The 11,825-nt window shown below is 72.8% G+C and carries 7 protein-coding genes and 8 pseudogenes; 4 read left to right on the forward strand and 11 right to left on the reverse strand.

The genetic code is table 11. The annotated features are described in order from the left end of the window. Positions 1–98: 98 nt before the first annotated feature. The 3 genes and pseudogenes from UG55_RS37315 to UG55_RS37325 form a co-directional block, all read left to right on the forward strand. The coding region (locus UG55_RS37315; RefSeq protein ID WP_396230914.1) for an MGH1-like glycoside hydrolase domain-containing protein at positions 99–977 on the forward strand (879 nt) is incomplete at its 3' end. 1 nt (position 978) lies between these two features. Beyond that, positions 979–1,327: pseudogene (locus UG55_RS37320) on the forward strand (MGH1-like glycoside hydrolase domain-containing protein); the annotation flags it as partial. Position 1,328: 1 nt separating this feature from the next. Beyond that, positions 1,329–1,823, forward strand: a pseudogene (locus UG55_RS37325) (MGH1-like glycoside hydrolase domain-containing protein); the annotation flags it as partial. A gap of 85 nt (positions 1,824–1,908) precedes the next feature. On the opposite strand, the pseudogene UG55_RS37330 reads toward UG55_RS37325, so the two are convergent. From UG55_RS37330 to UG55_RS37355, 7 genes and pseudogenes are all read right to left on the reverse strand, one after another. Continuing rightward, a pseudogene (locus UG55_RS37330) lies at positions 1,909–2,634 on the reverse strand (vitamin B12-dependent ribonucleotide reductase); the annotation flags it as partial. Between the two features lies 1 nt (position 2,635). Continuing rightward, a pseudogene (locus UG55_RS37335) lies at positions 2,636–3,095 on the reverse strand (vitamin B12-dependent ribonucleotide reductase); the annotation flags it as partial. 1 nt (position 3,096) lies between these two features. Further along, positions 3,097–4,672: pseudogene (locus UG55_RS37340) on the reverse strand (vitamin B12-dependent ribonucleotide reductase); the annotation flags it as partial. A gap of 1 nt (position 4,673) precedes the next feature. Further along, positions 4,674–4,965 (reverse strand): annotated as a pseudogene (locus UG55_RS37345) (vitamin B12-dependent ribonucleotide reductase); the annotation flags it as partial. A 338-nt stretch (positions 4,966–5,303) separates the two neighbouring features. After that, a partial coding sequence (locus UG55_RS14985; RefSeq protein ID WP_242424423.1) for an ATP cone domain-containing protein occupies positions 5,304–5,718 on the reverse strand: 415 nt, incomplete at its 5' end. Between the two features lies 1 nt (position 5,719). Continuing rightward, positions 5,720–5,858: pseudogene (locus UG55_RS37350) on the reverse strand (transcriptional regulator NrdR); the annotation flags it as partial. A gap of 277 nt (positions 5,859–6,135) precedes the next feature. Next, on the reverse strand, positions 6,136–7,032 hold the full coding sequence (locus tag UG55_RS37355; RefSeq protein ID WP_242424424.1) for a LysM peptidoglycan-binding domain-containing protein: 897 nt from the start codon (positions 7,030–7,032) through the stop codon (positions 6,136–6,138). Positions 7,033–7,318: 286 nt separating this feature from the next. Between UG55_RS37355 and lexA the strand changes: the two genes are divergently transcribed. Next, entirely contained in the window at positions 7,319–8,062 is a 744-nt protein-coding gene (lexA, locus tag UG55_RS14995) for a transcriptional repressor LexA (RefSeq protein WP_066068699.1), read from the forward strand. Positions 8,063–8,204: 142 nt separating this feature from the next. Here lexA and UG55_RS37360 read toward each other — a convergent pair. The 4 genes and pseudogenes from UG55_RS37360 to UG55_RS15010 form a co-directional block, all read right to left on the reverse strand. Continuing rightward, on the reverse strand, positions 8,205–8,856 hold a 652-nt coding region (locus UG55_RS37360; protein ID WP_242424427.1), incomplete at its 5' end, for a GTPase HflX. A 1-nt stretch (position 8,857) separates the two neighbouring features. Then, positions 8,858–9,731, reverse strand: a pseudogene (gene hflX / locus UG55_RS37365) (GTPase HflX); the annotation flags it as partial. 152 nt (positions 9,732–9,883) lie between these two features. Then, positions 9,884–10,774, reverse strand: coding sequence for a diaminopimelate epimerase (dapF, locus tag UG55_RS15005; RefSeq protein WP_066068705.1), 891 nt, complete (start codon positions 10,772–10,774; stop codon positions 9,884–9,886). 25 nt (positions 10,775–10,799) lie between these two features. Further along, entirely contained in the window at positions 10,800–11,813 is a 1,014-nt protein-coding gene (locus tag UG55_RS15010) for an EAL domain-containing protein (protein WP_066068707.1), read from the reverse strand. Between the last annotated feature and the right edge of the window lie 12 nt (positions 11,814–11,825).

Genomic DNA, 11,825 nt, shown 5'->3' on the forward strand with positions numbered 1-11,825 from the left:
CAACATCACCACGGCCCCGGGAAGTCATCTTCCGTTAGCCCGGCCACACCGGGGACCCCCACCAGGCGAGCACGGCGTGTAACCGCTACTCTCTCACGATGTCGGTTTCCCCGATGCCCGGGTCGTTCCCCTCCAGCCCCATCACGCCGACCTCCGCGCGCGGTGCGACCGCCGCCGCGGCGCCGCCGGAGACTCCCGCCGGCTCGGCCGCCGGCCCCCCTCCGGTGGCGGCTACGGGCACGAAGCGGTCGCCGGCGCACGCCGCCGGGCTCGGCACCACACACCCCGTCGACATCCCCGCCCCGGCGGACGCGACGGCTGTGACTCCGGCCACTGCCCGGCCGGCCGGTGCTCCCAGTGGCACGAGCGTGCCTGCTGCCGCGTCGCCGGAAACCGCCGTCCGGCCGGCGCCCCCCGCGCCCCGAAGCGCGACCGAGGCCCCGCCCGCGCCCACGCCCGGAACCGCACCCACGCCCACGCCCGCAGGGGAGATTCCGCTGCCGGCGGACCTCGCGGCGCTGCGGGAGACGGCCGTGGGCGTCCTGCGCGCGAACGACCTGGGTGACATCACCCGGCCGTCCCCGACGCTGTACCCGCACCAGTGGCTGTGGGACAGCTGCTTCATCGCCATCGGGCTGCGGCACCTCGACCCCGCACGGGCCGCGGCCGAGCTGCTGTCGCTGCTGCGCGGGCAGTGGCCCGGCGGCATGATCCCGCACGTGATCTTCGCGGAGACCTCCGACTACTACCACGCCGGCCCGCAACGCTGGCGCTGCGACCGCGTGTGCACCACCGCCGGCGGAGCCCAGTCGACCGGCGTCACCCAGCCGCCCATGATCGCGGAGGCGGCCGTCCGGGTCGGCGAGGCCATGAGCCGCGACGAGCGCGTCGACTTCTACCGGCGGCTCGCGCCCGGGCTGATCCGGTTCCACGAGTGGCTGTACCGCGAGCGCGACCCCGACGACACCGGGCTCGTCNCACTGGTCCACTCGTGGGAGTCCGGGATGGACAACACCCCCACCTGGATGGAGATGACCAAGCCGGTCGCGCCGCGCACGGTGCGGGCACTGCGCCGCATCAACGGTGACGACGCCCTCGACGCCCTGCGCCGCGACTCCAAGGAGGTGCCGCCGGACGAGCGGCTGACCTCCGCGGACCTGTTCACCCTGTACCGGATCGTCCGCGAGCTGCGGCGTAGCCGGTATGACTTCCGGACCATCCGGAACACCTTCATCCCGCTGGTCCAGGACGTCGCCTTCAACGCGATCCTGGTCCGGGCGAACGAGCACCTCGTGGCGATCGCCGAGGAGGCCGGCATCCCCATCCCNCGCTGGCTGGAACGGTCGATGCGCCGCACCCGCACGGCGATGAGCGAGCTGTGGTCGGACGGTCTCTACTACAGCCGGGACTTCCGGACCGGCGAGCTGCTGCACCACCCCACCATCGCGAGCTTCCTGCCGCTCTATGCCGGAGTCGTCCCGGAGGACCAGGTCGACGGCCTGGTCGAAACGCTGACCTCGCCGCGGTACTGGGCGAAGTACGGCATCGCCAGCGTCCCCACGGACGACCCGGCCTTCCTGGCCCGCTGCTACTGGCAGGGCCCCGTCTGGGTGAACATGAACTGGCTGATCGCGGACGGGCTCGACCGCTACGGCCGGCAGGAGGCCGCCGACGCGATCCGCCGCAACACCGTCGAGGTGATCAGCTCGTCCGGCTCGATGTTCGAGTACTACTCGCCACTCGACGGCTCCGGCGCCGGCAGCAACCGCTTCTCCTGGACGGCAGCGCTGCTCATCGACATCCTCGCCACCCACCCGCGGTGAACTGACGCCGAGTGCCCCCGGAGCGCCCCCGGGAGGCGAGCTGTCGCCTCCCGGGGGCGCGGCGGTCTGACCCGGAGCCGCTCGGTCAGCTGCAGCCGCTGGTGGAGCCGCACTGCTCGCAGACGTAGCAGCTGCCGGCCGGGCGCATGTTCACACCGCAGGTGAAGCACAGCGGCGCGTCGACCACGGTCTGCGCGGTGAGCGAACCGCCCGGCGTCGCGGTCCGCAGCTCGCGCGCCACCAGCTCCGGGCCACCGCTGGCAGCCGGCCCGGCGAGGCCGTTCAGGCCGGCGGACCGGGCCGGGTCGGCGACCGACCCGCCGGCCGCCGGGGCCGCACCCGCGCTCGGGCCGCCTCCCGCCGCGGCCGTCGCCCCTGTCGTGGCGGTCGCCCCCGTCGCGGCCGGGCCACCTTCCACCGGCGCGGACGCCCGCAGCCCATCGATGTCGATCTCCGGCTCGGTCGGCGCGGCGGCCGGGTCACCGGACTGGTCGGCAAGGCGCCGCGTGCGCTCGGAGGCCGACAGGATGCCCAGCTCCAGGCGCTGCTCCTCGCTGAGGTAGTCCAGCGCCAGCCGGCGGAAGAGATAGTCCATGATCGACTGCGCGATCCGCACGTCCGGGTCGTCCGTCATGCCCGCGGGCTCGAAGCGCATGTTGATGAACTTGCTGACGTAGGCCTCCAGCGGAACGCCGTACTGCAACGCGATGGAGATCGCGATGGAGAAGGCGTCCATCACCCCGGCGAGCGTCGACCCCTGCTTCGACATCTTGACGAAGACCTCGCCGAGACCGTCGTCGGGGTAGGAGCCNGCGGTCATGTAGCCCTCGGCACCGCCGACGGTGAACGAGACGGTCTGCGACGGACGCTTCTTGGGCAGCCGGCGGCGGACCGGGCGGTGCTCGCCGGGCGTACCCGGCCACTGCGGAAGACCGGTGCCGGCAGCACCCGCGGCACCCGCCGCCGTTGCCGTTGCCGACGGCGCCGCGGGGCCGGCCGCCAGGGCGGCGGCCGCGTCGGCATCCCGCCTGGCGCCCTTCACATCGGTCAGCGGCTGCCCGACCTTGCAGTTGTCCCGGTAGATCGCCAGCGCCTTGAGCCCGAGCCGCCAGCCCTCCAGGTAGATCTCCTCGACGTCCTCGACCGTGGCGGCGGCAGGCATGTTCACCGTCTTGGAGATCGCGCCGGACAGGAACGGCTGCACCGCCGCCATCATCCGGACGTGCCCCATCGGGCTGATCGCGCGGTCCCCGATCGCGCAGTCGAACACCTNGTAGTGTTCCGGTCGCAGGCCGGGGGCGTCGACCACGTGGCCGTGCTCGGCGATGTACTCGACGATCGCCTCGATCGTCTCCTCCGGGTAGCTCAGCGCGCGCAGCGCCGCCGGGACGGTCTGGTTGACGATCTTCATGCTGGCCCCGCCGACCAGCTTCTTCATCTTCACCAGCGCCAGGTCGGGCTCGATCCCGGTGGTGTCGCAGTCCATCGCCAGCCCGATGGTCCCGGTCGGCGCGAGCAGGCTGACCTGCGCGTTACGCCAGCCGTGCTTCTCCCCCACCGCCCGCGCCCGCTCCCACTCCCGGGCGGCGGCGGCGATCAGACGGGTGTCCTCAGCGTGGTACGGGCGCACGGCGTCGTTCGCCGCCGAGTGCTTGCGCACCACCCGGCGGTGCGCGTCGGCGTTGCGGGCGAAACCCTCATAGGCGCCGACCGTGCCGGCGAGCTCCGCGGAACGGCGGTAGGCGGTCGCCGTCATCAGCGAGGTGATCGCCGCGGCGAGCGCGCGCCCGCCCTCGGAGTCGTAGGCGCGCGCACTCGCCATGAGCAGGGCGCCCAGGTTGGCGTACCCGATGCCGAGCTGCCGGTAGGCCCTGGTCACCTCGGTGATCTCAGGGGTCGGGAAGTCGGCGAAGCAGATGGAGATGTCCATCGCGGTGATGATCAGCTCGACCGCGGAGACGAACCCCTCGGCGTCGAACGTACGGTCCGGCCGCAGGAACTTCATCAGGTTCAGCGAGGCCAGGTTGCAGCTGGAGTTGTCCAGGTGGACGTACTCCGAGCACGGGTTCGACGCCGAGATCCGCCCGGACTCCGGGCAGGTGTGCCAGTCGTTGATCGTGCCGTCGTACTGGATGCCCGGGTCGGCGCACGCCCAGGCGGCCTGGGCGATCGTGCGGAACAGACCGCGGGCGTCCACCGTCTCGATCACCCGGTTGTCGAGCCGGGCCCGCAGGTCGAACGACGTCCCGTCGACGACGGCCCGCATGAACTCGTCGTTGACGCGGACGGAGTTGTTGGCGTTCTGGTACTGGACGGAGGCGATGTCCCGCCCGCCGAGATCCATGTCGAAACCCGCGTCCCGCAGGGCGCGGATCTTGTCCTCCTCACGGGCCTTCGTCTCGACGAACTCGACGATGTCCGGGTGGTCGACGTCGAGCACGACCATCTTCGCCGCGCGGCGGGTCGCGCCGCCGGACTTGATCGTCCCCGCCGAGGCGTCCGCCCCGCGCATGAAGCTCACCGGGCCGGAGGCCGTCCCACCGGAGGAGAGCAGTTCCTTCGACGAGCGGATGCGGGAGAGGTTGAGGCCCGCGCCGGAGCCGCCCTTGAAGATCAGGCCCTCCTCCCGGTACCAGTTGAGGATCGACTCCATCGTGTCGTCGACCGCGAGGATGAAACACGCGGAGACCTGCTGGGGCGCCGAGGTCCCGACGTTGAACCAGACCGGGGAGTTGAAGCTGAAGACCTGGTGCAGCAGCATCCAGGTGAGTTCGTGCTCGAAGACCTCGGCGTCGTTCTCCGAGGCGAAGTAGCCGTGCTCGCGGCCGGCGGCGCCGTAGCGGTTGACCNCCCGGTCAATCAGCTGGCGCAGGGACGACTCGCGCTCGGCGGATCCCAGCGCGCCACGGAAGTACTTGCTGGCCACGATGTTGGACGCGTTCACCGACCAGCTGGTCGGAAACTCCACCCCACGCTGTTCGAAGTTGACGGAACCGTCCCGCCAGTTCGTCATGACTACGTCCCGGGTCTCCCACTCCACCTCGTCGTAGGGGTGGACCCCGGGTGTGGTTCGAACCCGCCGGATCTTCAGCCCGGCCGCCTTCGCGGCCGATCTGCCGCCCTTGCCGCGGGTCTCGGTCATGGCACTCCTCGTGTTCGCTCTCGACAGGTTCAACAGCCGCGGCCGGGCCCACCTGCCCGCCCGGGCCAGGTGTTCCGAGCCGGCCGGCCGGGGTGTGGGCACGGCGAAAAGACCGGGTCAGCCTCGTCGCTGACCGGTCGGACGTGCTTCCGGGTTCTGTGGCGGCACGCGCGACCACCGCTGCCCGCGGGGTGCGCGACCGCCGATGTAGGTCAGCCGACGTGAGTCAGCCGATGTCAGTGATACGTCTGGTGCCGGCGGCGCCCTGACCTGCGACGCAGGCCCGGCCGGCACCCACCGGGTCGGAGCATGGACCCGGGGCCTCGTCGCCCCGTGGGTCAGCGGCCCATCCGGGGGGCCCGGACCGTGGGCACGGCCGGGCCCTGCTCGGCCGCCACGGCCAGGGCCGGCGCGACCGCGACGATTCCGCCCCGCTCAGATTCGTGCCCAGCCTCAGCACGAAGTGCGGCGATGGCGACCTCGAAGTCCGCGAGTGACTCGAACGCGAGGTACACCGAGGCGAACCGCAGGTAGGCGACCTCGTCCAGCTCGCGCAGCGGGCCCAGGATCGCCCGGCCGACATCCTCGGCCGCGACCTCCGCGGAGCCGGAGGAACGCACCGTCTCCTCGACCCGCTCGGCCAGCAGCGCGAGGTCGTCCGACCGGACGGGACGCCCCTGGCACGCCTTGCGCACGCCGACGATCACTTTGGCCCGGCTGAACGGCTCGGTGGCACCGCTGCGCTTCCGTACCNGCAACGATGCCTCCTCCATGGTCGTGAACCGGCGCCCGCAGGCCGAGCAGGATCTCCGCCGCCGGATCGCGGCGCCCTCCTCGGCCTCCCTGCTGTCGACGACACGGCTGTCGGGATGCCTACAGAAGGGACACCGCACAGCCCACTCCTCTCGATGCCGGGCAGGCCAACGCCGCCGCGCGCGGAGCGACTCCGACGGGCCCACCGCCGCCGACGGGCTGCTCCTGCGAGCGACCTGCCGACGACCTGTGGATAGCGGCGCACAAGCTGTGGATGACTTACCGGTATGTAACTACAAGATGTTGTGTTCACCGTAGCGCACACGCCCGACTCTTCCGACACCGCCCCCGCCGGCGTGTCACCCGGTTCCCGCGCCGTGACCACCCCGGCACCGCCCGGCAGGCGCCCGCGGCGCGTCAGGGAAGGCGAAGCTCCTGACCCGGCAGGAGCGCCGGGGTGCGCAGGTCGTTCAGGGACATGAGCTGCCGGACGACCTCGCGGGTGTCGGCGTCGGGGTTCGCCCCCAGCGCGATCTCCCAGAGCGTCTCGCCCGGCCGTACCAGGTGCGTCCGATAGCTTTCCTGGCCGCCGGTGAATGCCTGCGAGGCCGTGACCAGCGCCAGCGAGAGGACCACGGCGAGCGCCGCACTCGTGAGAGCCATCACGACGACCCGGCCGCGCCTGGTCAGCCGCAGGGGCGGCTGCCGCCGCTCCCGGCGCGGCCGAAGCGTCTCGGGCAGCCGCTGTGCCGGCACCGACCGACGCGGCGCCGGTACCGACCGACGCGGCGCCGGCGGCAACCGGTGCGGCGCCGGCGGTTCGGGTCGGTGCTGTTCGGGTCGGTGCGGATTGGTGCGGTGCGGAGCCAACGCCCCGGACACCGCCAGGACCCGCCACTGGATGCCGGGCATCACGATGATCTGCGCCGACCCCGCCCCGGCCGCCGGGACCTCGGAGCCGCCCGCGCCCACCGCCGGGAAGGCGACCTGGCCGCCGCCCCGGCAGTGGGCGGTGCCCGGACGACCGATCCGCCGCCGGTCGACCGCGGGCACCGACCGGCCCCGCACGACCTGCCCCCGAACCACCCGGCCGCGCACCGCCCGGCTGCGCACGGCCACGCCGCCGACCCCGGCACCCCGGCGCCCGGAGGCCCGCCGCCCGCCGGGCGCGACCGCGCCGACGAGCGCGACCCGCCGCCCCGGAACAGCCGCGGGCGCTCTCGTGCCGGCGCCGACCGAACCACCGCCACCAGTGACGCCATCGCAGTGGGCCACGTCAACCTCCCAGGCGCGAACATTCGTTCGATCGAACACCTGAGCGATTCTTACACGGCCGCCACGCACACTTCCCCCGACACGCTCGAACAGACGTTTGAGATTCGGCGACCGGCCGACTACCGTCAAGGACGATCAGTTGTGGACGATCGTGCGAGAAGCAGCGAGCACGAAGAATCACCCGAACCGGTCAGAAGTTACTAATAGGACAAAGAGATAGATCGACCGGGTGGGTCACCACGAGCAGGACCACCGACCGCCCGGTCGCGGGGAGGCCGGTGGCGGGAGCCCCGGCGGAGAAAATCGACAGGGAGAGCGGTAGGCCATGACCAGCCAGGGACGTACCCGCCAGGGCGAGGCACGCGGCAACGTCCGCGATCTTCCCGACAGCCCACCGGACGCCTCGGGCCTCACCCAACGACAGAAGAAGATACTCGAGGTCATTCGGGGTGCCGTGGAGCTGCGCGGCTATCCGCCCAGCGTCCGGGAGATCGGCGAGGCGGTCGGTCTCACCAGCACCAGCAGCGTCGCCCACCAGCTCAAGGTGCTCCAGGAGAAGGGCTTCCTGCGCCGCGACCCGAACCGGCCGCGGGCGATGGAGGTGCTCCCGATCGGCGGGCAGCGGGCGGGCGCCCGGGCGCGGGCCGCCGGCAGGTCCGCGGAGCCCGCCGGCCCGGTCGCCGTGGAAGGTGGCACGCCGACCTACGTGCCGCTGGTCGGGCGGATCGCCGCTGGTGGGCCGATCCTGGCCGAGCAGGCCATCGAGGACGTCTTCCCGCTGCCGAAGGAGATCGTCGGCGAAGGCACGCTGTTCCTGCTCAGGGTGGTGGGCCAGTCGATGGTCAACGCGGCGATCTGCGACGGCGACTACGTCGTCGTACGGCAGCAGCCGGTGGCGGACAACGGCGAGATCGTGGCCGCGATGATCGACGGCGAGGCGACCGTCAAGCGCTTTCGCCAGCGTGACGGCCGAGTGTGGCTCGCCCCGGAGAACCCGGCCTTCTCTGACATCCCCGCCGAGGACGCGACAATCCTCGGCCGGATCGTCGCCGTCATGCGCCGGGTCTGAGGCGCGCCCTTACCGCCGCGTCGGGTACGACGGCCAGGTTCTGACCGGCAGGGCCTGAGCGGCGACACGACAAAGCGCCGGGCGGGCACCCTGGCGGTGCCCGGCCCGGGCGCTAAGGCGGCCTGCCCCTGATCCCCGGGGGCTACGGCACGGTGCTGGGCTGCTGGGCGGTGCTGGGCTGCTGGGCGACCCGGTACGGTTCCAGCTCCGCGGCCAGACCGGCGGGGAGCCTGGCGGCCACCTCGGTACCGGCACCCGTGTGCTCCAGGCTCAGCACCTCGCCCTCACGGTGGATGCGCGAGACGAGGTCGCCGCGGGTGTAGGGCACCAGCAGGGACATCTCGACTTCCGGGTGCGGTATCCGCGCGGACAGCGCGTCGACCAGCTCCGGCAGGCCGGCCCCGGAGCGCGCCGAGACGAGGACCGCGTCCGGAATCGCCTTGCGCAGCACCGCCAGCGTCGTCGGGTCGACCGCGTCGACCTTGTTGACCACGACGAGCTCGGGCACCCCGGCGGCGTCGATCTCGGCGAGGACTTCGCGCACCGCCGCGATCTGGCCCATCGGGTCCGGGGCCGACCCATCCACCACGTGCAGGACGAGGTCCGCGTCCGCGACCTCCTCCAGCGTGGAGCGGAACGCCTCGACGATCTGGTGCGGCAGGTGCCGGACGAAGCCGACGGTGTCCGCGAGGGTGAACACCCGCCCGTCCGGCAGCGTGGCCCGCCGCACGGTCGGGTCGAGGGTCGCGAACAGCGCGTCCTCCACCAGCACCCCGGCGCCGGTCAGCCGGTTGNGCAGCGACGACTTCCCGGCGTTGGTGTAGCCGGCGATCGCGACCGCCGGGATGTCACCCCGCCGGCGCGCGGATCGCTTCGTCGCCCGGACCGTTGCCATTCCAGCGAGGTCCCGCCGCAGCCTGGCCATACGCGTACGCAGTCGCCGCCGGTCGGTCTCGATCTTCGTCTCACCGGGACCGCGGGTTCCGATGGGAGCCCGGCCACCACTGCTCGCGGCGGCCCGGGACATCGACTCACCCCAGCCCCGCAGCCGCGGGAGCATGTACTGGAGCTGGGCGAGCTCGACCTGGGCCTTGCCCTCCTTGGACGTCGCGTGCTGGGCGAAGATGTCGAGGATGAGGGCCGTCCGGTCGATGACCTTGACCTTGACGACCTCCTCAAGCTGCCGCAGCTGCCCGGGGGTCAGCTCACCGTCGCAGATCACCGTGTCCGCTCCGGTGGCCTGGACGATCTCGGCGAGCTCGCGGGCCTTGCCGGAGCCGACGAAGGTCGCGGCGTCCGGCCGGTCACGGCGCTGCACGACTGCTTCCAGGACCATCGAGCCGGCCGTGGTGGCAAGTGCCGCCAGCTCGGTCATCGACGCCTCGGCCTCGGCGGGCGTTCCCGAGGTCCACACGCCGATCAGCACGACCCGCTCCAGGCGGAGCTGGCGGTACTCGACCTCGGTGACGTCCTCGAGCTCGGTGGTGAGACCCGGGATGCGGCGCAGTGCGCTGCGTTCCTCCAGGTCGAAACCGTCGCCCTGCTCGTCGAAGAACGCGAAGCTTTCGGCGGCGTCGAGGCGGACCACGCCCTCGTCGTCGCTGTCGCTGTCAGGGTTCGAGGTCGGGTACCGGGTGGACGCCGTGACGGCGTCGGTGCGAAGACTCATACCATCCGTTCTCAACGCGGCGCGGTGGCCGTGTCATTCCTCGCCCGCCCCGGTCGGGGCGGCGCGGCACCGCCGGCCGCGGCCCGTCGGCTCCGGCCAGCGGAACATCCACCAGCCAAGAGTGACACGGCGTTGCCGCGATCGCGAACCCTTTACCCGTGGGCGCAGCCGGTCCTTCGTCCCGAGACGGCTGCCCCGACGGCACCGCGCGCCAGGCGCAGCCAGTCCGGCCGGAGGACACCATCGGACACGAGGACGGCCGGCCCACGCAGGACGACCGTCGACGGCCGCCATTCGACGGCCAGCCGGCCCCCGGGCAGATCGACCTGGACCTCGGCCGGTGGCGCGCCGTCGGCCCGGGCCGCCCAGGCGACCGCGACCGCGCACGCTCCGGTACCGCAGGAGGCCGTCTCGCCGACTCCCCGCTCGAACACCCGCATCGCGACCCCGTCGCCAGTCGGCACGACGACCTCGACGTTCACGCCTTCGGGGAACGCCTGCGCGGGGAAGACGGGAGCCCGAAGATCGAGGCCGGCCAGCTCCCCCGGCCCGAGGTCGTCGGCGAAACAGACCGCGTGCGGGTTGCCCATCGAGACCGCGACGGCCGCGAACTCCCGGCCCACGACGGTGACCGGTACCGGACCGGCACCGAACGCCGGGGGGCCCATCTCCACACTCACGTCGCCGGTGGGCGGCACCTCGACCAGACGCAGGCCCGCCCTGGTGGCCACCACCATCTCGCCGGGCGCCTCGTAACCGGCGTCCACCAGATAACGGGCGAAGACGCGGATCCCGTTGCCGCACATCTCGGCGATGGAACCGTCGGCGTTGCGGTAGTCCATGAACCAGCGGGCCGCGCCCCGGAACGCGGCGGCCGCGGGCTCCGCGGCGGCGAGCACCACCCGCAGCACGCCGTCGGCGCCGACACCCTTGCCCCGGTGGCAGATCGCGCGCACCAGGTCTCCGGTGAGGTCGAGTTCTCCGTCCGCATCCGGAATGATGACGAAGTCGTTGCCCGTCCCGTGTCCCTTGACGTACCGCACGCGGCGATCGTACGGCGCCGGGCACTCAGCCCGCCGCGGTCGCCCGAGGTCGGTCGGTACGCCCGGAACAGCCGGAACGGGCCCTACGCGGGTCATGCCCCGCCCTGGACGGGTCGTGGCCCGCCCTGGACGGGTCGTGGCCCGGCCTGGACGGGTCGCGCGCCGGGGTGGGCCCGGGCGGCCGCCCGGCGGAGCGGTTGCCGACATCGGTCCAGGAGTCGGCGGACGGCTTGTACCAGCGGTCCGGCCGCCCGCGACCGAGCGCGATCAACCGCGCGTCCTCCACCGGAACGGGCGGGCAGAACAGCGGCCCGGACACCCGGTCGCAGTCCAGCCTGCCCACGGCGGTCGCGAGCCGCGCCGTGTCGACACCCTCCGCGACCACCACCAGCCGCCGGCGGTGGGCGACGCCCACCAGGGACGCGAACGCAGCCTGCCCCTCCAGGTCGCGGATGGTCGCCCGCAGGAACCGGCCGTCGATCCGCACGAGGTTCAGCGGCAGCGCCTCCAGCGTGGACAACGATCCGGACCACGTGCCGAAGGCGTCGACCCCGACCGCGATCCCCAGGGCGTGCAGGCGCCCGAGCAGCCGGGGCAGGCCGGGTGCGGCGAAGGCCAGGGCGTCCTCGGTGAACTGGAGGCCGACCGCCCCGGGCGGCAGCGAGCGGCCGAGCACCAGCCGTTCCACCTCCGCGGCGAACTCCGGCCGGGCGAGCTGAGCGCCCTCGACGCGCACCCACAGCCTGGGCGGGCGCACCGCGGTGCCCGCCGCCATCCGGTGCCAGGTGCGGGCCTCGGTCACCGCCATCCGCAGCACCCACTGATGCACCTGGCCGACGAGCCCGGCGGCCGCCGCGACGGGCATGAACGCCTCCGGGCCCAGCAGGCCCAGCTCGGGGTGCGCCCAGCGCGGATGTGCCCGCATACCCGGGACGGAGCCGTTGCGCAGGTCCACGTCGGGCTGGTAGTGCAGGCGCAACGTGCCGTCGTCGAACGAGGCGTACAGCGCGGGAACCAGGGCAAGGTCGAGCGCGGTCACGTCGGACTCCAG

Source organism: Frankia sp. EI5c, assembly GCF_001636565.1.
Taxonomy (GTDB): Bacteria; Actinomycetota; Actinomycetes; order Frankiales; family Frankiaceae; genus Parafrankia.

Excerpts from the sequence above, each read along its gene's own strand:
- lexA (WP_066068699.1), top strand. The coding sequence starts at position 7,319 with ATGACCAGCCAGGGACGTACCCGCCAGGGCGAGGCACGCGGCAACGTC.